The sequence below is a fragment of the Amycolatopsis sp. SB7-3 genome, from assembly GCF_041021335.1.
Classification (GTDB): domain Bacteria; phylum Actinomycetota; class Actinomycetes; order Mycobacteriales; family Pseudonocardiaceae; genus Amycolatopsis; species Amycolatopsis japonica.
Map to the genome: position 1 here is coordinate 784,565 of NZ_JBFPJQ010000001.1, position 24,514 is coordinate 809,078.

Consider the following 24,514-nt stretch of genomic DNA (forward strand, 5'->3'; position numbering starts at 1 on the left):
CACCTCCCAGTCGGACCGCCGATGAGGCGGCCGTGATCGACGTTAGGAGGTGGGCTTTGTCCTGGGCACCGCCGGAAGTCGTGAGTCTCGCTAACTATCCGGCTGCTCCATCCCGCGTTTCGTCCTCTGAATGCGGTGGTTCGCACCACGAACCACCGCATTCAGAGGACGAAACGCGGGGGTTAGGAGACGCGCAGGGCGGTCACGAAACGCGGGCGTCCGGCGAGGTCGAGGTGACCCTGCACGTCCGTGAGCACCCGCCGCGCCCGCACGAGCGCCGGGACGGCGGAACCGTGCGTGTCGTCGTGCTCGATCGCCATCCCGCCGGTGGGCCGCAGCAGACGTGCGGCGGCCGCGATCGCGTGCCGGATCACCGCCAGCCCGCTCTCCTCGGCGAACACCGCCCGCGGCGGGTCGTGCTCGGCGACCTCCGCCGGCACCGGCGTGCCTTCCGGGACGTACGGCGGGTTGCACAGGACCAGGTCGACGAGCCCGTCGAGTTCGGCGAACATCGTGCTGTCCGCCACGTCGCCGGAGTACAGCCGGATGGGCGTGTCCCCCGCGTCGGCGTGGACGTCGGCGTTGTGCCGGGCCCACGCGAGGGCCTGCGCGTCGATGTCCACGGCGTAGACGACCGCGTCCGGCCGCGCGTGCTGCACGGCCAGCGCCAGCGCGCCCGAGCCGGTGCACAGATCGACCACCACCGGGTACTCGCGCCCGTGCAGCAGTTTGAGGCCCCATTCCAGGAGCAGCTCGGTCTCCGGGCGCGGGACGAACACCCCGGCGCCGACGTTGACCGTGATGTCACCGAGCGCGGCCCAGCCGGTGAGGTACTGCAGCGGGATCCGTTTGGCCCGCTGGTTCACGAGCTGGCCGATCGCGTCGATGACCGGCGGGTCCACCAGCGGCACCATCGGCAGGCGGCCGCGATCGACACCGAGGACGTGGGAGGCGATCAGTTCCGCGTCCGAACGCGGTGACGCCACTCCGGCCTCGGTGAGGATGCGGGTCGCTTCCATGATGGCGAGGCGCAACGGCTGCCGGTTCACTGGTGTTCCTTCACAGAGTCAAGCCTGACACACGAGGCACGCGTGCCGGGGTCGATACACGCGGGCTCAGGGTATCGATTCCTTTCAGCGCACCCGCCACGAGAGCGAGGACAACGTCAGCGCCGCTTCGGCCACCCGCCGCGCTAGGTCGGTCTGAAGGCTCTTCGTCGCCGAAGCGATCCATTCGTCCACGTTCCGTACACCGATGTCGCGGTACTCGACGGCCTGAAGCAGCATTTCGAGCTTGTCCGCGTCGCGCGCGTAGAGCGCTTCGGGGCTTTCGGCGGACTCGTACTCGTCGACGGCGTCACGCACCGAGTCACGCGCGGCACCGGGCAGTGCCGACGTCTGCGCGGCGGTGATCGCCCGCGGATCCGGCTTCTCGACGAAACCCTTGATCGTGTGCGGGAGGTCGCCCGTCCGCGTCTCCTGCGTGTCGTGCCACAGCGCGAGATACGCCGCTCTCGCCGGATCCGCGCCGCCCTCGGCCGCCAGGAGGCCGGCCAGCTGCGCGACCCGCGTGGTGTGCTCGGCCACCGATTCGGGATCGCGGACGCCGGCCTGCCACCATCCGGCCCGCCGGATCCGCTTGAGCACACCCAGTTCGAAGCCGAATCTGGCCAGGGCGTCCAACTGTTCTCCTACGCGTCGACGGTGAGATATCCGGCCAGTGTCCCGCGCCGCTGCCGGAGCGTGTCGATGCGGTCGTCCATTTCGGCCAGTTCGCGGCGGATCTCCGCCACCACGGTCGGGCACATGTCCAGCTCGAGCGGTTCACCCGTGGCGCACGGGAGCATCTTGGCGATGACGTGCGTGCTCAGCCCGGCCGCGAGGAGCGCGCGGATCTGCCGCACCGTGGTGACCGCGTCATCGTCGAAGGTGCGGTAGCAGTTGGAATCGCGCCGCGAAACCAGCAGCCCCTGCTCCTCGTAGTAGCGCAGCAGCCGCTGGCTCACGCCGGTCCGCCGGGACAGCTCGCCGATCAGCATGTGACCCCCGTCATCCGAGTTTGACCTTCACATCGATGTCAGTACCTAACGTCGCCGGCATGACGAATCATTTCGCGCACATCGTTCGCGGTTCCGGTCCCGGCCTGCTGCTCGCCCACGGCGGTGGCGGCGGCGTCGAGGGCAACTTCGGGAGCATCCTCGACGACCTCGCCCGCACCCACACCGTCGTCGGCCCCGACTACCCCGGTTCCGGAGCCACACCGCGCAGCAGCGAGCCGCTGGACCTCGACTCCGTCGCGGACGAGCTGGTCTCCATCGCCGTCGACGCCGGCCTCGAACGCTTCGCGATCCTCGGCTACTCGCTCGGCACCGGAGTCGCCGTCCGCGCGGCCACCCGGCACCCCGATCGGGTCACCGGGCTCATCCTGACCGCCGGGTTCACGAAACCGGACAACCGGCTCCTGCTGGCCGTCGACATCTGGCGCGAGCTGCTGGGCGGTGACCGGAAGCTGCTGGCGAAGTTCCTCACCTTCGCCGCCACCGGCGAAAAGCACCTGAACGCGCTGTCGCCTTCGGAACTCGAAGCCGCCATCGAAGGTCTCGCCGAATTCATCCCGGAAGGGAGTCCCGAACACGTCGGCCTCGTCGCGAGCGTCGACACCCGTGCCGAGCTGGCCGGGATCTCGGTCCCCACGCTCGTCATCGCCACGACACTCGACGGGCTCGCCCCGCCCGCCCATTCCCGTGAACTCGCGGCCGGGATCCCCGGCGCCGAACTGGTCGAGATCGAGTCCGGGCACGGCATCGGCGTCGAGGCCCGCGACGAATGGCTCGGCGTGATCCAGAAGTTCCTCTCCGCAAGTGTTAGAGAGGGTACGAACTGATCACCCTGCGGAATCTTCTAAGGTGACGCGGGTGAAGATCCGGGAAATCCGACTGACCCTGGGCGTGTTTTTCGCCGCGCTCGGGGTGCTCCTCGTCCGTTTCCTGGTGCCACGTCCGATCGGCATGGCGGACAACGGCGACGGCTGGCGCATTCTGTGCCAGCTCGGCGCTCGCGAGCTCGACCGGCCTTCGGAATACTTCGTCCGTTTCTCCTACGGCCCCGCCCCGGCCTGCAACAGCGAGTACATCTCCAGTCAGAGCTGGATCGACAAGATCGCCAGTGGGATCGGGCAGTTACTCGGCTCGTCCGCGATCCTGAACCTGCTGGTACTGGGTGTGCTGGGCTGTCTGCTGGTCGCGGGCGGGATCGCCGCGATCGTCGCCGGCCTGCGCCTTTCGGTCCGGAACAGTGTCATCGCCACGGCCGCGCTGCTGCTGGTCGCGGCGGACTCGGCCTTCTTCGGGTACTTCGCCTCCGTGCTGAGCGAGGGCGCCGCCTTCGTCGGGATGCTCCTGCTCGCCGGCGGGCTCCTGCTCATGCACCGCACCGGGCCCTGGCGCTACACCGGTGCCGCGGTCACCGTGCTCGGCGCGATGATCGGGATCAACGCGAAGTCGCAGACGCTGCTGCTGATCCCGCTGTTCGCGCTCGCGCTGCTGTTCGTCCGGCCGGAAGGCAGCCGCGGCCTGGCCAGGTGGGCGCTGCCGCTGGCCGTGCTCGCCGTCGTCGGCACCGGTACCGCGCTGGTGCAGGGGGCAGGCGACTCGGCCAACGCGGAGTACCGCGAGGCCAACATGTACCACGTCGTGTTCAACGGGATCGTGGACGGGAAACACGACACCACCGGTGACCTCGCCGCACTGGGCCTCCCGCCCGAGTTCGCGAAGTACGTCGGCACGGGCTGGTGGAGCGCGAACGCGGCCTGGCGCGACCCCGAGTACGCGAAGTACCGCGACAAGATCAGCCGCCGCAACGTCGCCCAGTACTACCTCGACCACCCGGTGCGCGTCGTCGAGATGCTGCACCGGTCCGCGCAGGAGACGTTGACCGCGCGGGTGCCGAACCTCGGCAGCTTCGGTGAGCACGCCGGGCAGCCGCCGCTCGCCAAGGAGTACCGGATCCCGGTCCTGTCCGGGATCACCGGCTGGCTCGCGCCGCTGGGGTTGTTCGCCCTGCTGCCGATCTGGCTGCTCATCGGATGGGCGGGGCTCCGCGCCTTCCGGAACCGCACCGGACGCCGCGACGTCGGCATCGTGGTGCTCATGTACCTGCTCTTCGCGATGGGCCAGATCCTGGTGTCCGGCCTCGCGGAAGGCATCGAGAACGTCAAGCACCAGCAGCTGACGATCTACCCGACCCTGCTCGCCGCCGCCTTCGCCGCGCTCTCGTTCCTGCCGAAGCGCAAGGAAGAACCGCCGGCGGCCGAGGAACGCGAGCCGGAGACGGCGTCCATCTCCGCCTGAAGCATCAACGCGCCGGTTCCCAGAATCCGGCGAAGCTGCCGCACGCGACCCTCGCGCCCGTGAGCTCGTCCTGGATCCGCTTTTCCACGCCGGTGTAGGCGACCGTCCGCGCGTCCGGGCCGACTGCTTCGGGGACCGGCGCGCCCGCGGTCAGCGAAACGGCTTTCACTGTCTGGAAGAGCACAAGGTAATCCCCTTCGCGGGCAAGGTTTTCCGCCGCCTCCACCATCCTTTCCGGACTGTCGCCGGTGAGTTCCATCGGCAACGGCCAGTCCAGCGGGAACGGGTTGCGGACCTCGAAGATCGGGGCGACGAACGGATTGTCCGGCAGGACCGCGACCTTCGACGCCGGATAACGGTCGAGGCAGCCCCGGATCTGGGCGACGTAGGTGTACACGCTGGGATTCGTGCGGACGCCGCGCAGCGCCGGGGCGATGTCCCCGAGATCCTTCGTCAGTTCGCCCTGCGGCCGGTCCGCGTACGGCGCCTTGTCGTGCGCGGACATCAGCAGCAACCCGGCGAGCACGAACGCGGCCGCGGCGAAGACCCCGCCCGCGGACTCGGACGGACGCGGCGGCGGCACCGCGTCCAGCACTCCCAGCGCGAAGATCCCGGCCAGCAGGCCGGGAAGCGGGTAACCCCAGGACAGGCTGGCCATCCAGCCGAGCGCGGCGACCGCCAGATACCGCCAGGGCAACCGTCTTCGGACGACGGCGTCGAGCACGGCGGCGGCCAGGAAGAGCCACAGCAGGGTGACCGGCCAGCCACCCGCGTGCTCGAAGCCGCCGTCGGCCACGACGAACACCACGACCGCCACGACGCACAAGCCCGTCGCGCCACGGAGCCACCGGCCCGGCTCGCCGAACTGGTCGCGGGCCGACCACGCCACGGCCAGCACGCATATCCCGAGCAGCACCGGGACGAAATACGTCCGCGGGTCCGCCCGGCCCGCGAATTCCGCCGTCCAGAACCGGAAAAGGCCTTCACCCCAGGTCTGAGTGCCGCTGGAGAGTTGCGTGATCGCCGACCGCAGGCCTCCGGCGGCGGTGACCATGCCGAAGTACAGCAACGGCGCCGCGCCGAGCATCAAGAGGTCACCCAGCAGACGTGGCACCTTTCTCGGCGCTGCGGCGGGGTGGAACAGCAGGATCAGCACCCCGATCGGGACCGCGAACAGGAAACTCTGCTTGACGATCACCGCGAACCCGAGGCAGAACAGGCCGGACAGACGCCGCCATCGCGAGCCCGAGCGCAGCCCGCCGTCGAGCAGCCACCAGCCGACCGCGACCAGGAAGACACCGTCGACGGTGTGCCAGGCCATCACCGGATACGTGTTCAGGCCGACCAGGACGGCGGTGAAGACCAGTCCGAGCCGCGTCGGGCCCCAGTCCAGCGGCGATGTCCCGGTCAGGAACGCGGCCAGGGCGACCGTGGCGACGGTCAGCTGCACCATCATCACGAAACCCGAGCCGATCATCAGCGGCGCGGGCACGAGATGATCGATCAGATGCAGATAGGCCGAACCGAACGGTCTCGGCCCGAGGAAATCAACCTGCGGGATCTCGCCGTGCAGGACCCGCCACACCTGGGCGAGCACGAAGCCCTGGTCGGTCGGGTTGAACCCGAACCGGCCGATCCTCGCGACGACGGCCGCGCTCAGCAGTCCCGTTCCGGCGACGAGAACGAGAGCTCGCGGAACACGTTTCCGGGTCGCCGGAAACGATCTTTCCATTCGTGTTCTCCCGGGACGGGTTCCCCTTATCGACCAGGGACCGTAGCGGAAGCCGGGAATCGACGACAGGCCCGATCGGACGCCGCTCCCCGCCACCCGTAGGCTGAACGAACCCGTACGCGCCGAAGGGCTCAAGAAACAGTCATGGATCTCCGGGAAACGACAGTCGTCACGCGGATATCGGCGAATATCGAAACCGAGGATTTCGCCGCGGCCGCCGCGCTGGGCGAACGTCTCATCGGCGAGTTCGAGGCCACCGAGCTGGAGATCTGCCGGGCGGACCCGGAAGGCGGCTGGACGGGATACCTGGTCTCCGTCGGCTATCGCACGCCGCCGGCCGACGGCGAAGATCCCGCCGAAACACTGCATCGCGCCGCGGTACCCGCGCTTTTCCACTTCGGCCTGAATGCGGAATTCTTCGAAATACACGGCACACCGAAGACCGGGCAATACGGTAGCTACGATGCCTACGACATCCCGGCGGACGGATTCACGCTCTATTCGCTGATGGCGTCCGTCGGCGGCACTGATCCCCGCGAACCCGCGTACGTCACCAGGCACGATTTCACCCCGCGGGCGGAAACCGATGTCATTTCACGGGTGCATCTCTACGTCCCCACCGGCGACCTGCGGCTGGCCGTGGACCTGTGCGGCCGCCCCGCGACCGACCTTTCGGCGTCGCTGGTCCGGATCAGCACGGACGCGGGGCCGTGCGAAGCGGTGCTGCTGTCGGCTTTTCCCGCTCTCGCCGGGGAAAGCGGCGAAGAAGCGCTCAGCCGGGTGACGCACGAGGTGACCGACAGGCTTTCGCACGTGAGCATGTCGGTCCGGGCGATCCACACCGCGCTGGAGGACGATCCGTTCTACACCGAGCCGGGCTGATACCCGCCCCGGCTGGCTAATATCGCGGCATGATGGACCTGCTGATCGAGTTCGCCGGCACCGGCCGCGTCGGGCCGATCCACGGCGGTATGACGTTGGCAGCGGCCTCCGCCGTGCTGGGTCCGGGTCATCCCCATCCGGCGATCCGTCTGCTCGGCGGCAAAGCCGATGGATATCCCTACCGCTGGGACAGCCTGTCTTTGGACGTCACCCGCGACCGGGTTTCGTCCATCAAACTCGAAACATGGCCAGGGCACACCTTTTCCGTGCCGTCACCGTTGACACCCAAGGGCGGGCCGCACGAGTCGACCGTGACCAAACACGAGTTCCGGGCCGCCCTCGACGATGCCCATGTCGGGTACTCGATCGAGGAGCCGTACCTCATCGATCGCCAGTCCGTGATTCGTGTCGCCGGCACAGCGGTGACGGCGATGTTCAGCAGATTCGACGAAAAGGACCTGGGAGTACGGCCAGGCGACTATTTGCTGTCGGTTTCCAAGAACTTCGAGATTCCTTAGGACGGCGCAGATCAGCCCGCGTGGGCGGCGAGCCGCTCCTCGCGGTCCGCGGTGATGAGCGCGTCCAGCACGCCGTCGAGGTCGCCGTCGAGGACCTGGTCCAGGTTGTACGCCTTGTAGTTCACCCGGTGGTCGGCGATGCGGTTCTCGGCGAAGTTGTACGTGCGGACCCGCTCGGAGCGGTCGACGGTGCGGACCTGCGAACGGCGCGCGTCCGACGCCTTCGCGGCGGCCTCCTCCTCGGCGATCGCCTGGAGGCGGGCCTGGAGCACCTGCAGGGCGCGGGCGCGGTTCTGGATCTGCGACTTCTCGTTCTGACACGAGACGACCACGCCGGTGGGGATATGCGTGATCCGCACGGCCGAGTCGGTCGTGTTCACGCTCTGGCCGCCGGGGCCGGACGAACGGTAGACGTCGATCCGCAGGTCGTTGGGGTCGATCTCGACCTCGACGTCCTCGGGTTCGGGGTAGATGAGCACGCCCGAGGCGGAGGTGTGGATCCGGCCCTGCGATTCGGTGGCGGGCACGCGCTGCACGCGGTGCACCCCGCCCTCGAACTTCAGCCGCGCCCAGACGCCGTCGGCCTCGGCCGACCGGCTCTTGATGGACACGGTGACGTCCTTGAAGCCGCCGAGGTCCGAGTCGACCGAGTCGAGCACCTCGGCCTTCCAGCCGTGACGCTCGGCGTAGCGCAGGTACATGCGCAGCAGGTCGCCGGCGAACAGCGCCGACTCCTCGCCGCCTTCACCCGATTTGATCTCCATGACCACGTCGGAGCCGTCGTACGGGTCGCGCGGCAGGAGCAGTTCGGTGAGCTTGGCTTCGAGCACGGGGATCTTGGCGGAGATCTCCTCGGCCTCGGCCGCGAAAGCGGCGTCTTCCGCAGCCAGTTCCTTCGCCGTCTCGAGGTCGTCGCGGGCGGTGTCGAGCTCACGGACCGTCTTGACGACCGGGCTCAGCTCCGCGTACCGGCGGCCGAGCTTGCGGGCGCGCGCCTGGTCGGCGTGCACGGACGGGTCGGCCAGCTGCTCTTCCAGCTGGGCGTGCTCTTCGAGCAGACCCTTCAGCGAACTCGAATCCACCACTCCACCTCTCAACGGACCCGGACAAAAGAACCAAGGCTGTAACACCAAAGAAAACGGCGCCTACCCGGACATGCGGGTAGGCGCCGTCGTTCAAGCTACTTGGCGTCTTCGGCCTTCTTGCGCTTGCCGTAGCGAGCCTCGAAGCGCGCGACGCGGCCGCCGGTGTCCATGAGCTTCTGCTTGCCGGTGTAGAACGGGTGGCAGTTCGAGCAGATCTCGACGTGGAGGTTGCCGGAGGTCTTGGTGCTGCGCGTGGTGAATTCGTTGCCACAGTCACAGTTCACGTGCGTGACGACGTACTCGGGGTGAATACCGCTTTTCATGGTGTCCTCTCTCGTTGGCCCCGGGTCCCCGAGCGGGGTGAACCGGTGCCGGACTTCAGCGGGTGATTTTGCCAGATGTGCTGGCAGTGGCGTCAACGCACCCCTGCCCCCGCATATTCCAACACGTTGAGTTATCAACTATCGACGTTGAGTTGTACGAAATTTGTACTTGATCACGGGACCGTCCTCACTGTTGGTAATTCCTCAACAGGAGGTACTGATCATGCGCACCATCCTCGCCAAGGTGGCGAAGCCGGCGTCCGTCGCCGCGCTGGCCATCGCGGCCCTCGCCGTGGCTCCGGTCGCCGGGGCCGCTCCGGCCGCCCCCGAAGCGGGCGCCACCATCACCGCCGCCGACATCAACCCGGCGGCGGGAACGTTCACCACCGTGCCCGAGGGCGACCTGGCCATCCAGGGTGCCGGTGACGGCACGCCCGCCGGCGCCGTCCAGTGGTTCAAGAACCACGCCGGCTCGACCGCGTACCAGGGCCTCTGCGAGAAGGCCGTCGAGAACGCGTACGGGACGACCGGTGTCTGGGCCTCGGCCAACGCGCACTGGAACGGCGCGAGCCCGAAGCACACGACCGGGACGCCGCCGAAGGGCTCCTTCGTGTACTGGAACATCAGCCAGTGGGGTCACGTCGGCATCGCCGACGGCTCCGGCGGGATCTACGCCTCCAGCATCGGCGGCAAGATCGGCCACGCGTCGAGCGTGCACTACTTCAACAACTACCGCGGCTGGACCCCCGCGGCCGTTCCGCACCGCTGATCTCGTGAGCTGAGGCGCCCCGACAGCGCGTGAAGGCCCCCTTTCCTCGGCTGAGCCGAGGAAAGGGGGCCTTCACGCGCATCTGGGGGCGGGATCGTGCCCGAGCGGGACGGTGAGCGAAGACGTAACTCGCGTGATCAGGCGGCGAACACCGTGAACGCCGCCTGATCACGCGAGATCCGTCTCTGATCACGCGTGATCGCCGCCTGATCACGCATGATCGCCCATCTCACGTCGATTACCACTCACGAGGGCCAGCCAGCGTTCGGTTGCGCGCGGCGAAGTCAGCCGCACCACCGGCACCCCGGGATCAGCGGTCCAGCCGCGGATCGTGCGCCGTTTGCGCGCGAACGAGCGGAAGTGCCACAAGATGATCGAGTCGCCGGAGAGCATGCCCCGCAGCGTTTCGACGTTGCCGTTGCAGATCCGGCGACGGGTGACGCAACGCACCACGGTCCGGCGCACCAGACGGCTCAGCGAAACCCGGCGCGGATAGTCCAGAGCCACGATCAATTCGGCGCGGGGCAACGCGATGTCTCGCCATTTGGCGAACATGCCGTCGATGATCCAGCGCTCCCCCGCGACCAGCGCGGTGATCCGGCGTCGTTGCTCGTCGTCGGGCACGGGCACCCAACCCGGCTGCCAGGCGAGATCGTCGTCGACCGAATGCCAAGGTAGCCCGGTCCGCCCGGCCAGCTTTCGCGCCAACGTCGTCTTGCCCGAACCGGTGACCCCATACACGACGATCCGCCCCGGCATCGAAGCCATGCTTCCCCCATCAGACGCAGCGAAGAGGCCCTTCACGCATCGGATGCGTGAAGGGCCCCTTCGGTTCAGCTACGAAGCTCAGTCGTCGTCGTTCGAGCCGAGGGCCGTCTTCGAGACCTGCATGAGGAACTCGATGTTGGTCTTCGTCTTGCGCAGGCGCGAGATCAGCAGGTCGATGGCCTGCTGCGAGTCCAGCGCGTGCAGCACCCGGTGCAGCTTGTGGGTGACCGCGAGCTCGTCCGGCGAGAGCAGCAGGTCTTCCTTGCGGGTACCGGACGGGTTGATGTCCACCGCGGGGAAGACGCGCCGCTCGGCGATCTTCCGGTCGAGCTTGAGGTCCGCGTTCGCGGTGCCCTTGAACTCTTCGAAGATGACCGTGTCACCGGTGGAACCGGTCTCGACCATCGTCGTGGCGAAGATCGTCAGCGAGCCGCCGTTCTCGATGTTGCGCGCCGCGCCGAGGAACCGCTTCGGCGGGAACAGCGCCGTCGAGTCGACACCACCGGAGAGGATCCGGCCGGACGCCGGGGCCGCCAGGTTGTACGCACGGCCCAGACGGGTGATCGAGTCGAGCAGCACGACGACGTCGTGGCCCATCTCGACCAGGCGCTTCGCCCGCTCGATGGCCAGCTCCGCGACCGAGGTGTGGTCGGACGGCGGGCGGTCGAAGGTCGAGGCGATGACCTCACCCTTCACCGACCGCTGCATGTCGGTGACCTCTTCGGGACGCTCGTCCACGAGCACGACCATCAGGTGGCACTCGGGGTTGTTCGTCGAGATCGCGTTCGCGATGTCCTGCATGATCGTCGTCTTGCCGGCCTTCGGCGGCGAAACGATCAGCGCACGCTGCCCCTTGCCGACCGGCATCACCAGGTCGATGACGCGGGTGGTGAGCTTGTGCGGCTCGGTCTCGAGGCGCAGCCGCTCGTTCGGGTACAGCGGGGTCAGTTTGGTGAACTCCGGACGGCGCTTGGACTCGTCCGGCTCCAGGCCGTTGATCGAGTCGACGCGCACCAGCGGGTTGAACTTCTGCCGCTGCTGCTCGCCGTCACGCGGCTGGCGCACGACACCGGTGATGGCGTCACCGCGGCGCAGGCCGTACTTGCGGACCAGCGAAAGCGAGACGTACACGTCGTTCGGCCCGGCGAGGTAGCCCGAGGTACGCACGAACGCGTAGTTGTCGAGCACGTCCAGGATGCCCGCGACGGGCAGCAGGACGTCGTCCTCGCGGATCTCGGTGTCGGGCGAACCGCCCTGTTCGCGGCCACCGCCGGAACCCCGGCGGCGACGGTCGCGGAAGCGACGGCCGCGACGGCCGCCTTCCTCGTCGTCGTCACCCTGCGGGCCCTGGCCCTGGCGCTGGCTGTTGTCCTGGCCGCCGCCCTGCTGGTTGCGCTGGCGGTTGTCCTGGCCACGGCCGTCGCGGTTGCCCTGACGGTTGCCGCCCTGGTCACCGCGGTCGCCCCGCTCGCCGCGGTCGCCACGGTCGCCGCGCTCACGCTGCTGGCCGCCCTGCTCGGGCGAACCCGCGGCGCGGTTGGAGCCGCGGCGACGACGGCTGCGGCCGCCCTCTTCCTGCTGCGGCTGGCCGTCCTGCGGCGCTCCGTTGTCCTGCTGCGCGGGCCGCTCGGCGGCGGGCGCGGAGCCGTTCTCCGAAACCTTCTCGGCCTTCTCCGCACGAGGAGCCTCGGCCGGAGCGGCTTCCGCCTTCGGGGCCTCCTGCTTCGGGGCCTCGGTCTTGGGCGCTTCGGCCTTTGGGGCCTTGCGCGGTGCGTCGATCCCCTCGAGCGGAAGCGTTTCGCTCGCCGCGGCGGGGGTCTTGCGCTTGGTCTTGCCCTGGCGCTCGCGGATGGCCGCGATCAGATCGCCCTTGCGCATGCCCGTCGTCTCGCCGATGCCAAGGTCCCCAGCGATCGAGCGCAGTTCGGCGACGGTCTTGCCGGTCAATCCGCCGACCGTGCGCTTGGGAGCGACGACGCCGTTCGACTCGGCGGCGCCACCTTCGACGTCGCTCAAAAGATCGGTGTTGCTCACAAATGTCCTTCCTGACCGATCCACGCCTCCAGGTGGATCAGCGGACCGCCGCTCGCGTCCGATTGCGAAACGGCGTAATTGGCCCCCGATACGGGCGATCAGCTCCTCGGCCGTGTTGAACACAGCTAGAAGGCCTCCAGCACAGGGATTTGCGTCCTCCAAACGGAGGAAGCGGAATTCGGCACCGCCGGAACCGGGAACCCGCCTGCGTCCATCCGCTACTCCCCGCTTGCCAGGCGGTGTACGGAACTGGCGGATCAACGAAGGATGCGGGCCAAGGATGACACTGGTCACCTGGACCGGCACCGGGTGCGGAAACGCACGGTGATCGAACGCCCCCGAGGGTAGACCGCGCCACGGTCCGGTGCAACAACCACCCCCCGCGTGGCGGGGCGGGGCTCCGGCATGTGACCGAGGCTTTACTGAGCCGCAACCTGAACGCCGCCCGGATCGATCGGCAGCTCGGTGACGTCGAAAGACGTAACGTCGACGCCCGCTGGGAGTATTCCCTCGGTCGTCAAGGCGAGCACCGTCGGACCGGCCCCGGAGATGGCCGCGGCCACCCCTTCGGCCCGCAGCGCGCGCACCAATTCGCTGCTCGCCGGGTACGCGGACGCGCGGTAATGCTGATGGAGCCGATCTTCGGTCGCGGAGAGCAACAGGTCGGGGCGCGCGGTCAGCGCGTGCACCGCGAGCGCCGCGCGACCGGCCGTGAACGCCGCGTCGGCGTGCGGGACCCGCTCGGGCAGGAGCCCGCGGGTGGCGTCGGTCGAGGACCGCAGCGCCGGGACGGCGACCACGGGCCGGATGTCGTGATGCGGCTGGAGCCGTTCGGCGCGGAACCGCTCGCCCTCGTTCCACGCCACCACGAAGCCGCCCAGCAGGCTCGCCGCGGCGTTGTCGGCGTGTCCCTCGAACTCGGCCGCCAGCTGGAGGGCGTCGTCGTCCAGGGGCTTCTCAGCCAGCGCGTACGCCGCCGCGACCCCGGTCACCACGGCGGACGCGGACGAGCCGAGGCCGCGGGCGTGCGGGATGGCGTTGAAACAGCGCAGGTGCACGCCGGGCGGCCGGAGACCGAGGTGCTCGCAACCGCGCCGGAAGGCCCGCACGACCAGATGCGATTCGTCGGTCGGGACGTCGTCCACGCCGCCCGCGCCGACGTCGGTCACCTCGATCTTGAGCCCGGCGTCGGTGATCTGGAGTTCGACGCGGTCGTACAGCGCGAGCGCCAGGCCGAGCGCGTCGAACCCCGGGCCGAGGTTCGCCGAAGACGCCGGGACCTTGATCTTGAGCAGGGTCATCGCAGGTCCAGCGCGGCGGCGACGGCGGTCGGGTCGACGGCGAGCGGCTCGACCTCGACATTGCCCTCCAGCGCCGTGGCCGGATCCTTCAGACCGTGCCCCGTGACGGTGCACACAACGGTCGAGCCCTTCGGCAGGCGGCCGTCCGCGGACGTCGCGAGCAGGCCCGCGACGCTGGTCGCCGAGGCTGGCTCCACGAACACGCCTTCCTTGCGGGCCAGCAGCCGGTACGCCTCGAGGATCTTCTCGTCGGTGATCGCCTCGAACAGCCCGGCGGACGCGTTCTTCGCCTTCATCGCGCCGTCCCAGGAAGCGGGGCTGCCGATGCGGATGGCGGTCGCGATCGTGTCCGGATCGGCCACCGGCTCGCCGTGCACCAGCGGCGCGGCACCCGCCGCCTGGAAACCGAACATGCGAGGGGTGTTCTTCACCACACCGTCGCCCGCGTACTCGGAATATCCGGCCCAGTAGGCGGTGATGTTGCCCGCGTTGCCGACCGGCAGGCAGTGGATGTCCGGTGCCCGGCCGAGCACGTCGCAGATCTCGAACGCGGCCGACTTCTGGCCGGCGATACGCACCGGGTTGACCGAGTTGACCAAGGTCACCGGGTAGTCGATCGCGGTTTTCTGCGCCAGTTCGAGGCAGTCGTCGAAGTTGCCGTCCACCTGCAGGATCCGCGCGCCGTGCAGCACGGCCTGGGCGAGTTTGCCCATCGCGATCTTGCCCTGCGGGACGAGCACCGCGCAGGTGAGCCCGGCGCGGGCCGCGTACGCCGCGGCCGAGGCGGAGGTGTTGCCGGTGGAGGCGCAGATGACCGCCTTGAGCCCGCTGGCGAGCGCGTGCGTGATGGCCACGGTCATCCCGCGGTCCTTGAACGACCCGGTGGGGTTCGCGCCTTCGACCTTGAGGTGGACCTCGCAGCCGGTGAGTTCCGAGAGATGCGGCGCGGGCAGCAGCGGGGTGTTGCCTTCGCCGAGCGTGATCACCTTCGCGCCGGACGGGACCGGGATCCGGTCGGGGTAAGCCTGGATGATTCCTGGCCATGGTTGGGGAATCACTGGTCTTCGCCTTCCACACGCATCACACTGACGACCTGGTTCACCACATCGAGTTCGGCAATGTCGTCCACAGTGGACCGCAATGCCGCGTCCGGCGCCAGGTGGGTGACCACGACCAGGCTGGCCGTGTCGTTCGCGTCGCGCTGGCGCACGGCGGCGATGCTGACACCGTGCCCGGCGAACGCCTGGGCCACCTGGGCGAGGACGCCCGCTCGATCGGCCACGTCGAGACTGACGTGGTACCGCGTCGGCGTCTGGCCCATCGGCCTGACCGGGAGCGCGGCATGCGCGGATTCGCGCGGGCCACGGCCGCCGACGACCCGGTTTCGAGCCACCGCGACGAGGTCGCCGAGCACGGCACTCGCGGTCGGCGCGCCACCGGCGCCCTGACCGTAGAACATGAGCTCACCGGCGGCGTCGGCCTCGACGTAGACGGCGTTGTACGCGCCGCCGACCCCGGCGAGCTGGTGACCGCGCGGGATCATCACCGGATGCACGCGCGCCGAAACGGATTCGGTGCCGTCGTCGGCGGTGACGCGCTCGCAGATGGCGAGCAGTTTCACCGTGCGGCCCAGCACCTTCGCCGCGGCAAGATCCGACGCGGTGACGTCGGCGATGCCCTCGCGGTGCACGTCGGACGCGGTCACGCGGGTGTGGAACGCGAGCGAGGCGAGGATCGCGGCCTTGGACGCGGCGTCGTAGCCGTCGACGTCGGCCGTCGGGTCCGCCTCGGCGTATCCGAGCCTGCTGGCCTCTTCCAGCGTTTCCGCGTAGCCGGCGCCGGTGGAGTCCATCGCGGAAAGGATGTAGTTGGTGGTGCCGTTGACGATGCCCATCACGCGGGTGATGCGGTCACCGGCCAGCGATTCGCGCAGCGGGCGCAGCAGCGGGATCGCCCCGGCCACGGCGGCCTCGAAATAGAGGTCGACGCCTGCCGCGTCGGCGGCCTCGAACAGTTCCGCGGAATGCTCGGCCAGCAGCGCTTTGTTCGCCGTGACAACGGACTTCCCGGCCTTGAGCGCGTCGAGCAGCCACTGCCGCACCGGCTCGATGCCGCCGACCAGTTCGACGACGACGTCGACGTCCGGGGAGGTCACGAGCTTCGTCACGTCGGACGTCACCAGCTCCGGCGGCAGCTCGGGGTGCTTGTCGGGGCGCCGCACCGCGATCCCGGCCAGCTCCACCCTGGCGCCCGCCCTGGCGGCGAGCTCCCCGGCCTGCTCGGTGAGCAGCCGGACGACCTCGCCACCGACCGTCCCGCAGCCGAGCAGGGCGACCCTGATCACGCGTCCGTCTACAGTAGACACTTGCTAGACCTCCAGGCGCAGCATGTCGTCCGTCGTCTCCCGCCGCAGCAGCACGCGGGCGCTGCCGTTGCGCACGGCCACCACCGCGGGCCGCGGCTGCCGGTTGTACCCGCTGGCCATCGAGTAGCAGTACGCCCCGGTGGCCGCCACGGCGAGCAGGTCGCCGGGAGCAAGGGTGTCGGGGAGCCAGCAGTCACGGACGACGATGTCGCCGGACTCACAGTGTTTTCCCACGACCCGGGACAGCGCGGCACCCACCTGGCCGTCCCCGTCGTCGTCGGCCGACCGGGATACGAGACGGCAGTCGTACACCGCGTCGTAGAGGGCGGTGCGGATGTTGTCGCTCATCCCGCCGTCGACGCTGACGTAACGCCGGGCGGCCTTGTCGCCGAGCGAGACGTCCTTGATGGTGCCGACCTCGTACAGCGTGATCGTGCCGGGACCGGCGATGGCGCGGCCGGGCTCACCGGCGATCTTCGGCACCGGAAGGCCCGCGTACTCGCATTCCTTGCGGACGATCTCGCGGATCTGCGTGATCATCTGCGCGGGCGGCGGCGGGTTGTCCTTGTCGGTGTAGGCGATACCGAAACCACCGCCGAGGTCGACGATCGACAGCTGGTCGAGCAGTTCGGGGCCGTGCTCCTTGCCGAGTTCGGCCAGCAGGCCGACCACGCGGCGGGCCGCGACCTCGAAACCGTCGGCGTCGAAGATCTGCGAACCGATGTGGCTGTGCAGGCCGATCAGCTTGAGCGAAGGCGCGTTGAGCACCCGGCGCACGGCCTCGGCCGCGTCACCGGAGGCCAGCGAGAAACCGAACTTCTGGTCCTCGTGCGCGGTCGCGATGAATTCGTGGGTGTGCGCCTCGACGCCGACGGTGACCCGGATGAGGACGTTCTGCACGATGTCGTGCCGGGCGGCGACGTCGGCCAGCCGCGCGATCTCGTAGTAGGAGTCGACCACGACCGTGCCGACGCCGGCTTCGACGGCGGCTTCCAGTTCCCACAGCGCCTTGTTGTTGCCGTGGAAGGTGATCCGCTCGGCCGGGAAGTTCGCGCGCTGCGCCACGGCGAGTTCGCCGCCGCTGCAGACGTCCAGGCTCAGCCCCTGTTCGGCCACCCAGCGGGCGATCTCGATGGACAGGAACGCCTTGGACGCGTAGTGCACGAGCGCCGGGTCGTCGAACGCCTCGGCGTAGTCGGCGCACCGGGACTTGAAGTCGGCCTCGTCGACGACGAACAGCGGCGTGCCGTACTTCTCGGCGAGTTCGCGGACGTCGACACCCGCGATGCGGACGACGCCGTCACCGCCGCGGAAAGTGTTGCGGGGCCAGACTTTCGGGTACAGCCTGTCGAGTTCTTCCGGACTCGACGGCGGGAAACCGGAGGCGTCGGCGTGGGGGTAGACGTCGGCGTGGCGGGGGCCCGCGGGGTGAGCCATTCTGGGTTACATCCGTTCCGGAGCAGAGACACCGAGCACGTTGAGGCCGTTCGCCAGCACCTGGCGGGCGGCCTGGCACAGCGCGAGCCGGGCGAACGTGAGGGGGGTGGCCTCCTCGTCGCCCTGGGGAAGAACACGGCCGACCGTGTAGAACTTGTGGTACGCGCCGGCGAGCTCTTCGAGGTACCGGGCGACGCGGTGCGGTTCGCGCAGCTGTGCGGCCCGGCGGAGGACGGTCGGGAATTCGCCGATCGTGCGGATCAGATCGCCCTCGGCGGGCAGCGTAAGCAGTCCGAAGTCGACGGCGCCATCGGATTTCAGCCCGAGATCGGCGGCGTTGCGCTGCAACGAGGCCAGCCGCGCGTGGGCGTACTGGACGTAGTAGACCGGGTTGTCGTTGGAATGCTTGCGCAGCAGGTCCAGGTCGATGTCCAAAGTGGAATCGACGGAGTAGCGGATCAGCTCGTAGCGCGCCGCGTCCACCCCGACGGTGCCGACGAGGTCCTCCATGGTGATCACGGTGCCGGCGCGCTTGCTCATCCGGACCGGTTTGCCCTCGGAGACCAGGTTGACCATCTGGCCGATCAGCACCTCGACGACGGCGGGGTCGTCACCGAAGGCGGCCGCGGCGGCCTTGAGCCGGGCGATGTAGCCGTGGTGGTCCGCGCCGAGCATGTAGATGCACAGGTCGAAACCGCGTTTGCGCTTGTCCTGGAAGTAGGCGAGGTCACCGGCGATGTAGGCCGGGTTGCCGTCCTTCTTGATGACGACGCGGTCCTTGTCGTCGCCGTGCTCCTTGGACTTGAGCCACCAGGCGCCGTCCTCGAAGTACAGGTTCCCGGAGTCCTTCAGCTGCTGGACCGAGGCCGCCACGGCGCCGGACTCGTGCAGCGAGTTCTCGTGGAAGTAGACGTCGAAATCGGTGCCGAAATCGTGCAGGCTCTGCTTGATCTCGGAGAACATGAGCTCGATGCCGACCCGGCGGAAGGTCTCGGCCCGCTCGTCGTCGGGCAGCGACAGCGCGCTCGGCTCCTGCCGGATGACCTCGGCGGCGATGTCGTTGATGTAGCCGCCCGCGTAGCCGTCCTCGGGGGCGGGCTCGCCCTTGGCGGCGGCGATCAGCGAGCGGACGAAGCGGTCGATCTGCGCGCCGTGGTCGTTGAAGTAGTACTCCCGGGTGACCAGGCCGCCCTGCGCGGACAGCACGCGGCCCAGCGCGTCGCCGACCGCGGCCCAGCGGGTGCCGCCGAGGTGGATCGGGCCGGTCGGGTTCGCCGAAACGAACTCGAGGTTGATCTTGACGCCCGCCAGCGCGTCGCCGAGGCCGTACTTCTCGCCGGCGTCGAGCACCTGCTGGACGATCTGACCCTGCGCGTCGGCGGCGAGCCGCAGGTTGAGGAAGCCCGGCCCGGCGACCTCGGCCGAGTCGATGCCGTCGGTGGCCGAGAGCGCCTCGGCCAGCGCGTCGGCGAAGTCGCGGGGCTTCATGCCCGCCTTCTTGGCCACCTGCAACGCCAGGTTGGTCGCGTAATCGCCGTGCTCGGGATTGCGGGGACGCTCGATCGTCACCTTCTCCGGCAGCACGGAATCGTCGAGGCCGCGCGCGGTGAGAACCTGCACGGCGGAGTTACGGACCAGGTCGGCGAGAGCTGCGGGAGTCACTCGCGGAATTCTAGGTGTGACCTGGTCCGGGCTTCGCAGCGACCGCCGGAAGGTGTGAGCCAAGCCGGTGATCTTCGAACTGTTCACGGTGATCAGACGCGCGGTCTCTACACTGGCCCGCGCAGGGACCACCCCCTTCGGAGAACGCAGGAGCCATGGCTAACGGGACAACCAGAAAAAAGGGCGCGTCGTCGAAGAACGCGATGAAGGCCGCCCGTAGTTCCGTCGTGTCCAAGAAGGGCACGCCCTGGGGCACGATCATCGCCGTCGTCGCGATCGTCGTCCTGGCTGCCTCGGTGGTCACCTATTACATGGTCGCTTCGGCGCCCAAGCGTGAGCAGAAGACCCGCGAAGAGGCCGCGGCCGCCTTCGCCCCCTCTCAGCAGGACCCGGACCCGTCGAAGCGGATCCCGGGCGTGACCACGGCCACCTACGAGGGTTCCGTGCACGTCACGGCCGCCGAGCGCGTCGCCTACGACAAGACCCCGCCCTTCGGTGGCCCGCACGACCAGGCCTGGGCCGCGTGCAACGGCGTCGTCTACGAGAAGGCCGTCCGCAACGAGAACATGGTCCACGGTCTCGAACACGGCGCGGTCTGGATCGCCTACAACCCGGCGCAGATCTCCGGTGAGGCGCTCGACCTGCTGAAGGTGCGCGTCGAGGGCAAGCCGTACACGGTGATGTCGCCGTACCCGAACCTGGACAAGCCGATCTCGCTGCAGTCCTGGGGCCACCAGCTGAAGCTGGACTCCGCCTCCGACGAGCGGATCGACCAGTTCATCGCCGCCCTGCGCACCAACCCGTACGGCGCGTACCCCGAGCGTGACGCCACCTGTGACGCGCAGATCGAGCCGGGCGACTTCGACCCGACCCCGCCGGGGCCGGGCGCGAAGCCGATGGACTACAAGGGCACCGCGGGCACGCAGCAGGACCAGCCCGGCGCCGGTCAGAGCGGCGTGCCGTCCGCGCCCGCCACCCAGCCCTCGGCGCCCGCGAGCAAGTAGTGAGCCAAGTGGACCCCGATCTCCAGGAAGAAGTCTCACGGTCGGCCAAGAGCCGATGGCTGGTGATCGGGGCCGCCCTGGTCGTCATGCTGATCCTCGGCTTCGGCCTCGGCGCGCTGACGACCAGGCTGATCGACTCCGAGCCGGAGCAGAAGACCCCGGGCACGGGATCGGTCGAGGTCGGCTTCGCGCAGGACATGTCGGTGCACCACCTCCAGGCCGTCACCATGGCGGGCTGGGCGCGGGACCACACGACCGATCCGGCGATCAAGACCCTCGCGTTCGACATCGAGCGCACGCAGACCGGCCAGGTCGGCCGGATGAAGGGCTGGCTCGGTCTGTGGGGCCAGCCCGAGCAGACGACCGGCGCCTACATGACCTGGATGACCGAGCCGATGGCCGGTCACGGCGGGCACGGTGGCGCCGACATGAAGCCGTCGAACGGCGCCCCGATGCCGGGGATGGCGACGTCGGCCGAACTCGCCAAACTGCGGTCGCTGACCGGCAAGGAGATGGACGTCTTCTTCCTGCAGCTGATGCTCCGGCACCACATGGGCGGAACGGAGATGGCTCAGTACGGCTACGACCACACGTCGATCGCCGACGTGAAGTCGCTGACGCAGAGCATGCTCGTTTCGCAGGGCGCGGAAATGACCCTCATGAAGGGCCTGCTCCAGGAGCGCGGCGCCGCTCCCCTCCCCGCCTGACGCATTTCGTCCTCTGAATGCGGTAGTTCGCTTTGCCGACTACCGCATTCAGAGGACGAAATGCGTGGTTACCAGGACAGCTCCTGGCAGCGTTTAGCGCACTGGGGCACTTCTATCTGCAGGGTCGCGTGCTCGATCGAGTAGCGGTTCGCCAGGAGGTTCTGGGCCTCGGTGAGCACCTCGGCCTGCTCGACGGTCGGTGCGATGGTGAGGTGCGCCGAAGCGACCTCCATCCCCGAAGTCAGCGTCCAGACGTGCAGGTCGTGGACGTCCTCGACACCCTTCAGCCCGCCGAGTTCGGCCTGGATCCCGGCGACGTCGACGCCCTTGGGCGCGTGCTGGAACAGGATCCGCAGCGCGCGCCGGGCGAGGGCGTAGGTGCGGGGCAGGACGAACAGGCCGATCGCGACACCGATGATCGGGTCGGCGTAGCGCCAGCCGGTCAGCAGCGTGATCGCGCCGCTCAGCAGCACGCCGACCGAGCCGATCAGGTCGGCGAGGACTTCGAGGTACGCGCCCCGGACGTTGATGCTCTCTTCCGCGCCCTTGCGCAGGATCATGAAGGAGACGATGTTGGCGACGAGGCCCGCGGCCGCGGCCAGCAGGACAGGCAGGCCGGGCACGGCGGGCGGGTCGCTGATCCGGCCGATGGCCTCGACCAGGACGTACCCCGCAACGCCGAACAGCAGGATGGCGTTGCCCAGCGCCGCGAGCACTTCGGCGCGGTAGAAGCCGAACGTCCTGGTGAGCGTCGGGCCGCTGCGGCGGGCGAGCAGGATGGCCGCCAGTGCCATGCCGACGCCGAGGACGTCGGTGAACATGTGGGCGGCGTCGGAGATGAGCGCGAGCGAGCCGGTGGCGAACCCGACGATGAACTCCATGACCATGAAGCCGGCGCCGATGACCAGCGCGATCGTCAGGCTCTTGAGGTAGCGGCCTGACGCGCTCGACGGCGCGGCCGTCCCATGCCCGTGCCCGTGACCCATTGCTCCGCCTCTCGTGAAGTCGACAGGCCGAATATATTGTCACATGCGCATATGTGCAATACAGGTGAGCCTAAGTTCACCCTGTCTTAAGCCACACAAGGAAGCCATCCCCCAGGAGGGCCTTCCCGAAACCTGAAACCGCCACGCACCGCTACCGAAGCGACCGGAAGAACCCCCGCAACTGCCCGACGAAGGCCTCGGGCTGCTCGAACGCGGCGAAGTGGCCGCCCTCGGCCAGCACCTCGTACCAGCGAAGATCGGTGTAGCGCAGCTCCGCCCAGCGCCGGGACGGCCGGATGATCTCGCGGGGGAAGATGGAGATACCCGAAGGAACTTCAACGGGGCTGACGTCCCGCTCCTTGTTCTCCCAGTAGATCCGCGCCGATGAGGCCGCCGTCGCGGTGAACCAGTAGACGGAGATCGCGTCGAGCATCTGCCGCCACGACAGCGCGCTCTCCGGCGAGCCGTCGTTGTCGGTCCACTCCCAGAACTTCTCGGCGATCCACGCGGCCTGCGCGACCGGCGAGTCGGTGAGCCCGTAGCCCACCGTCTGCGGACGCGTCGCCTGCTGTTGCGCGTACGCCGATCCGACGGCGCGGAACCGCGCCAGATCGCCGATCGCCGCCCTCTCCTCCGCCGTCGGATCGCCGAGAACGGACCCGTCGTACGGGACGCCCGCCATGTTCACGTGGACGCCGATCAGCCGCTCCGGGGCCACCTTGGCGAGCATGTTCGTCACCCCGGCACCCCAGTCGCCGCCCTGCGCGGCGTACCGCTCGTACCCGAGCCGCCCCATCAGCTCGTCCCAGGCCAGGGCGATGCGCTCGACGTTCCACCCCGTCGACGACGGTTTGTCACTCCAGCCGAACCCCGGCAGCGACGGCGCCACGACGTGGAACGCGTCCGCGGGATCGCCTCCGTGCGCGGCGGGATCGGTCAGCGGCCCGAGCACGTCGAGGAACTCCACGACCGAACCCGGCCAGCCGTGCGTGAGCACGAGCGGTGTCGCGTCCGGCTCCGGCGAGCGAACGTGCAGGAAGTGGATCCCGAGACCGTCCACAGTGGTCTTGAAGCCCGGGAAAGCGTTGACCCGGGCGGCCAATCCGAAGTCGTAGTCCTCCGCCCAATACCGGCACAACTCCCGCGCGAACTCCAGCGGGACACCCTGTTCCCAGTCGTCGACAGTGGCAGGCTCGGGCCAGCGCGTCGCGCGCAGCCGGGTGCGCAGGTCTTCGATGTCGGATTCGGGGATCCTCACCTCGAACGGTTCGATCACCAGGTCCTCCCAGTTCGTCGATGCCACCAACGCTACGCATTTCCGATGCCTGCCGGCTCGCTCTTGCGAAAGACCTGGTCAGAGGGGCCCCTGGCCGCCTCGTCGGGCATCACGCCGGTTAACGACCACCACTCGCGAGAGCCCGCGGGGACATGCGCTAAGCTTCCAACGTCGCTCAGGCGGCAACGCCCTCGTAGCTCAGGGGATAGAGCACTGCCCTCCGGAGGCAGGTGTCGCAGGTTCGAATCCTGCCGAGGGCACACTTCTGAACAGCGTTTTCAGCTGTTCGCTCACATCGGTCGAACATTGCCTCTTGAGGTTGTTCGAGCACCGACTCTCGTCGACATGTGCCGACGGTTACCTCAGCTGCGGCAGGCGCCGTCGCCTCAAGGTGATCCGAAGCGCGAGCCACCCGAGAATGGCGGCGGGCCCACGACATGCCTGATCGGGCGCCGCAGGAAATATGACTCGGCAGACCCGCGCCCCGCCTACCGGTAAGCAACCTTGTCGAAAATCGCCGAGAGTGACGGCGTATTCAGCACCCGTCATGGCGATCTTCACGACTTCTCATCAGGGCCTGGCCGCCCACGCCTCGAAGAGGGCCGATGCCAGCCAATGACCGTCTACGAAGGCCATGTGCTCGGCGCTGACGCCACGACCGCCATCAGAACGGCGCTTCGGGTCCGCTCCTCGCGCCAGCAAGTAAGCCGTCACGTCCACGTGCAGCGGCTCGCCCGTCTGCGCGTGACTGTCGATCTCGACGTCGATGGCATGGTGCAGCAGCGTGAGGCCGCCGTGCTCTTCGTGGATGTCGGCGCCGCCGTCGAGGAGTTCACGAAGCAACGGAAGGTCGCACATCTCAACAGCCCGGTGAGCGGTGCTCAGATCGTTCACACCCAGCGCCCTGAATCGGACTCGATACTTTTTATCGAGTTCAGCAGAGAGACAAGCTCGGCATTGGCCGCCAAGCAGAAATCCTGGTCGGACGCAGCCAGATCCGCCAAGACGTTGACGTAGGTCGGATCAGCCTTCGCGTAGGCGTCACGAACCTTGGCCGGCATCAGTGTCCAGTTTCGGGACTCGCAATTGAACACCCACTCCACCGCACCGGAAAACCCTTCCACACATTCGGAAATACCTCTCCGAACGGCCGCGGACGGCTCAAGATAGCGCCACACGATCATCGGCGGGCTGACGAGACCGCTCAGGACACTTCGACCCACGGCGATGCGATACCAGCCGATGACCCCGTGAACAGAGAGAGCATCGGCCACGTCTCTCGCCTCGATCATGACGCGTACCCTATCGAGTCCGGCG

The 24,514-nt window shown here is 68.6% G+C and carries 24 protein-coding genes and 1 tRNA gene; 8 read left to right on the plus strand and 17 right to left on the minus strand.

The genetic code is table 11. The features are described 5' to 3' along the window. Positions 1 to 182 precede the first annotated feature (182 nt). The 3 genes from prmC to AB8M46_RS03830 form a co-directional block, all read right to left on the minus strand. Positions 183 to 1,049: a peptide chain release factor N(5)-glutamine methyltransferase gene (gene prmC / locus AB8M46_RS03820; RefSeq protein ID WP_037341394.1), complete on the minus strand. Its 867-nt coding sequence runs from the start codon at positions 1,047 to 1,049 to the stop codon at positions 183 to 185. A gap of 84 nt (positions 1,050 to 1,133) precedes the next feature. Then, complete coding sequence (locus AB8M46_RS03825) at positions 1,134 to 1,682, minus strand: HD family hydrolase (protein ID WP_037341392.1); 549 nt, start codon at positions 1,680 to 1,682, stop codon at positions 1,134 to 1,136. Positions 1,683 to 1,690: 8 nt separating this feature from the next. Continuing rightward, the gene (locus AB8M46_RS03830; protein WP_037341390.1) at positions 1,691 to 2,038 is read right to left on the minus strand and encodes a MerR family transcriptional regulator; all 348 of its coding nucleotides are present in this window, start codon (positions 2,036 to 2,038) and stop codon (positions 1,691 to 1,693) included. Positions 2,039 to 2,097: 59 nt separating this feature from the next. Between AB8M46_RS03830 and AB8M46_RS03835 the strand changes: the two genes are divergently transcribed. Both AB8M46_RS03835 and AB8M46_RS03840 read left to right on the plus strand, forming a co-directional pair. Next, the gene (locus AB8M46_RS03835; RefSeq protein ID WP_125734423.1) at positions 2,098 to 2,883 is read left to right on the plus strand and encodes an alpha/beta fold hydrolase; all 786 of its coding nucleotides are present in this window, start codon (positions 2,098 to 2,100) and stop codon (positions 2,881 to 2,883) included. 31 nt (positions 2,884 to 2,914) lie between these two features. Then, on the plus strand, positions 2,915 to 4,348 hold the full coding sequence (locus AB8M46_RS03840; RefSeq protein ID WP_394359549.1) for a hypothetical protein: 1,434 nt from the start codon (positions 2,915 to 2,917) through the stop codon (positions 4,346 to 4,348). A 4-nt stretch (positions 4,349 to 4,352) separates the two neighbouring features. On the opposite strand, the gene AB8M46_RS03845 is transcribed toward AB8M46_RS03840, so the two are convergent. Beyond that, positions 4,353 to 6,080 carry a hypothetical protein gene (locus AB8M46_RS03845; protein WP_394359550.1) on the minus strand — a complete coding sequence of 576 codons (1,728 nt, stop codon included), beginning with the start codon at positions 6,078 to 6,080 and terminating at the stop codon, positions 4,353 to 4,355. Positions 6,081 to 6,224: 144 nt separating this feature from the next. Between AB8M46_RS03845 and AB8M46_RS03850 the strand changes: the two genes are divergently transcribed. Next, positions 6,225 to 6,962 carry a hypothetical protein gene (locus AB8M46_RS03850; protein WP_394359551.1) on the plus strand — a complete coding sequence of 246 codons (738 nt, stop codon included), beginning with the start codon at positions 6,225 to 6,227 and terminating at the stop codon, positions 6,960 to 6,962. 29 nt (positions 6,963 to 6,991) lie between these two features. Then, the gene (locus AB8M46_RS03855; protein ID WP_394359552.1) at positions 6,992 to 7,480 is read left to right on the plus strand and encodes a hypothetical protein; all 489 of its coding nucleotides are present in this window, start codon (positions 6,992 to 6,994) and stop codon (positions 7,478 to 7,480) included. 11 nt (positions 7,481 to 7,491) lie between these two features. On the opposite strand, the gene prfA is transcribed toward AB8M46_RS03855, so the two are convergent. Both prfA and rpmE read right to left on the minus strand, forming a co-directional pair. Next, a complete protein-coding gene (prfA, locus tag AB8M46_RS03860; RefSeq protein WP_037341383.1) occupies positions 7,492 to 8,562 on the minus strand; it encodes a peptide chain release factor 1 in 1,071 nt (356 codons plus the stop codon). A gap of 98 nt (positions 8,563 to 8,660) precedes the next feature. Continuing rightward, a complete protein-coding gene (gene rpmE, locus AB8M46_RS03865; protein ID WP_007028345.1) occupies positions 8,661 to 8,888 on the minus strand; it encodes a 50S ribosomal protein L31 in 228 nt (75 codons plus the stop codon). Positions 8,889 to 9,111: 223 nt separating this feature from the next. Between rpmE and AB8M46_RS03870 the strand changes: the two genes are divergently transcribed. Continuing rightward, complete coding sequence (locus AB8M46_RS03870; RefSeq protein WP_038508908.1) at positions 9,112 to 9,657, plus strand: hypothetical protein; 546 nt, start codon at positions 9,112 to 9,114, stop codon at positions 9,655 to 9,657. Positions 9,658 to 9,867: 210 nt separating this feature from the next. Here the strand turns inward: AB8M46_RS03870 and AB8M46_RS03875 are convergent, their stop codons facing one another. The 7 genes from AB8M46_RS03875 to argS form a co-directional block, all read right to left on the minus strand. Beyond that, on the minus strand, positions 9,868 to 10,425 hold the full coding sequence (locus tag AB8M46_RS03875; protein ID WP_394359553.1) for an AAA family ATPase: 558 nt from the start codon (positions 10,423 to 10,425) through the stop codon (positions 9,868 to 9,870). Between the two features lie 78 nt (positions 10,426 to 10,503). Further along, positions 10,504 to 12,459, minus strand: coding sequence for a transcription termination factor Rho (gene rho / locus AB8M46_RS03880; protein ID WP_394359554.1), 1,956 nt, complete (start codon positions 12,457 to 12,459; stop codon positions 10,504 to 10,506). Positions 12,460 to 12,878: 419 nt separating this feature from the next. Beyond that, positions 12,879 to 13,760: a homoserine kinase gene (gene thrB / locus AB8M46_RS03885; protein ID WP_037341376.1), complete on the minus strand. Its 882-nt coding sequence runs from the start codon at positions 13,758 to 13,760 to the stop codon at positions 12,879 to 12,881. Further along, positions 13,757 to 14,818 (minus strand): threonine synthase, encoded by a 1,062-nt coding sequence (thrC, locus tag AB8M46_RS03890; RefSeq protein WP_037341375.1) that lies wholly within the window; start codon positions 14,816 to 14,818, stop codon positions 13,757 to 13,759. The genes thrB and thrC overlap by 4 nt, the downstream gene beginning before the upstream one ends. Next, a complete protein-coding gene (locus tag AB8M46_RS03895) occupies positions 14,815 to 16,125 on the minus strand; it encodes a homoserine dehydrogenase (RefSeq protein ID WP_394359555.1) in 1,311 nt (436 codons plus the stop codon). Before AB8M46_RS03895 ends, thrC begins: the two co-directional genes overlap by 4 nt. A gap of 3 nt (positions 16,126 to 16,128) precedes the next feature. Next, entirely contained in the window at positions 16,129 to 17,562 is a 1,434-nt protein-coding gene (lysA, locus tag AB8M46_RS03900; RefSeq protein WP_037341371.1) for a diaminopimelate decarboxylase, read from the minus strand. Between the two features lie 6 nt (positions 17,563 to 17,568). Beyond that, positions 17,569 to 19,224, minus strand: coding sequence for an arginine--tRNA ligase (argS, locus tag AB8M46_RS03905; protein ID WP_394359556.1), 1,656 nt, complete (start codon positions 19,222 to 19,224; stop codon positions 17,569 to 17,571). 203 nt (positions 19,225 to 19,427) lie between these two features. Between argS and AB8M46_RS03910 the strand changes: the two genes are divergently transcribed. Together AB8M46_RS03910 and AB8M46_RS03915 are read left to right on the plus strand one after the other, a co-directional pair. Continuing rightward, positions 19,428 to 20,228 carry a DUF3105 domain-containing protein gene (locus AB8M46_RS03910; RefSeq protein WP_037341367.1) on the plus strand — a complete coding sequence of 267 codons (801 nt, stop codon included), beginning with the start codon at positions 19,428 to 19,430 and terminating at the stop codon, positions 20,226 to 20,228. 8 nt (positions 20,229 to 20,236) lie between these two features. Continuing rightward, positions 20,237 to 20,935, plus strand: a complete 699-nt coding sequence (locus AB8M46_RS03915) for a DUF305 domain-containing protein (RefSeq protein WP_394359557.1) — start codon at positions 20,237 to 20,239, stop codon at positions 20,933 to 20,935. Positions 20,936 to 21,003: 68 nt separating this feature from the next. Here the strand turns inward: AB8M46_RS03915 and AB8M46_RS03920 are convergent, their stop codons facing one another. Continuing rightward, the gene (locus AB8M46_RS03920) at positions 21,004 to 21,921 is read right to left on the minus strand and encodes a cation diffusion facilitator family transporter (protein WP_037341365.1); all 918 of its coding nucleotides are present in this window, start codon (positions 21,919 to 21,921) and stop codon (positions 21,004 to 21,006) included. 151 nt (positions 21,922 to 22,072) lie between these two features. Further along, entirely contained in the window at positions 22,073 to 23,200 is a 1,128-nt protein-coding gene (locus AB8M46_RS03925; RefSeq protein ID WP_394360838.1) for an epoxide hydrolase family protein, read from the minus strand. 184 nt (positions 23,201 to 23,384) lie between these two features. Between AB8M46_RS03925 and AB8M46_RS03930 the strand changes: the two genes are divergently transcribed. Continuing rightward, positions 23,385 to 23,457 (plus strand) — tRNA-Arg (locus AB8M46_RS03930). 310 nt (positions 23,458 to 23,767) lie between these two features. Here AB8M46_RS03930 and AB8M46_RS03935 read toward each other — a convergent pair. After that, positions 23,768 to 24,091 (minus strand): ankyrin repeat domain-containing protein, encoded by a 324-nt coding sequence (locus AB8M46_RS03935; RefSeq protein ID WP_394359558.1) that lies wholly within the window; start codon positions 24,089 to 24,091, stop codon positions 23,768 to 23,770. Further along, on the minus strand, positions 24,088 to 24,489 hold the full coding sequence (locus AB8M46_RS03940) for a hypothetical protein (RefSeq protein ID WP_394359559.1): 402 nt from the start codon (positions 24,487 to 24,489) through the stop codon (positions 24,088 to 24,090). Before AB8M46_RS03940 ends, AB8M46_RS03935 begins: the two co-directional genes overlap by 4 nt. Positions 24,490 to 24,514: the final 25 nt, after the last annotated feature.

What these genes read in the sequence shown, in the direction of transcription:
- AB8M46_RS03845 (WP_394359550.1), bottom strand. Translation starts at nt 6,080, where the DNA reads ATGGAAAGATCGTTTCCGGCGACCCGGAAACGTGTTCCGCGAGCTCTC.
- AB8M46_RS03940 (WP_394359559.1), bottom strand. Translation starts at nt 24,489, where the DNA reads ATGATCGAGGCGAGAGACGTGGCCGATGCTCTCTCTGTTCACGGGGTC.
- rpmE (WP_007028345.1), bottom strand. Translation starts at nt 8,888, where the DNA reads ATGAAAAGCGGTATTCACCCCGAGTACGTCGTCACGCACGTGAACTGT.
- AB8M46_RS03830 (WP_037341390.1), bottom strand. Translation starts at nt 2,038, where the DNA reads ATGCTGATCGGCGAGCTGTCCCGGCGGACCGGCGTGAGCCAGCGGCTG.
- lysA (WP_037341371.1), bottom strand. Translation starts at nt 17,562, where the DNA reads ATGGCTCACCCCGCGGGCCCCCGCCACGCCGACGTCTACCCCCACGCC.
- AB8M46_RS03910 (WP_037341367.1), top strand. Translation starts at nt 19,428, where the DNA reads ATGAAGGCCGCCCGTAGTTCCGTCGTGTCCAAGAAGGGCACGCCCTGG.
- thrB (WP_037341376.1), bottom strand. Translation starts at nt 13,760, where the DNA reads ATGACCCTGCTCAAGATCAAGGTCCCGGCGTCTTCGGCGAACCTCGGC.
- AB8M46_RS03870 (WP_038508908.1), top strand. Translation starts at nt 9,112, where the DNA reads ATGCGCACCATCCTCGCCAAGGTGGCGAAGCCGGCGTCCGTCGCCGCG.
- AB8M46_RS03920 (WP_037341365.1), bottom strand. Translation starts at nt 21,921, where the DNA reads ATGGGTCACGGGCACGGGCATGGGACGGCCGCGCCGTCGAGCGCGTCA.
- AB8M46_RS03850 (WP_394359551.1), top strand. Translation starts at nt 6,225, where the DNA reads ATGGATCTCCGGGAAACGACAGTCGTCACGCGGATATCGGCGAATATC.
- AB8M46_RS03835 (WP_125734423.1), top strand. Translation starts at nt 2,098, where the DNA reads ATGACGAATCATTTCGCGCACATCGTTCGCGGTTCCGGTCCCGGCCTG.
- AB8M46_RS03875 (WP_394359553.1), bottom strand. Translation starts at nt 10,425, where the DNA reads ATGGCTTCGATGCCGGGGCGGATCGTCGTGTATGGGGTCACCGGTTCG.
- AB8M46_RS03855 (WP_394359552.1), top strand. Translation starts at nt 6,992, where the DNA reads ATGATGGACCTGCTGATCGAGTTCGCCGGCACCGGCCGCGTCGGGCCG.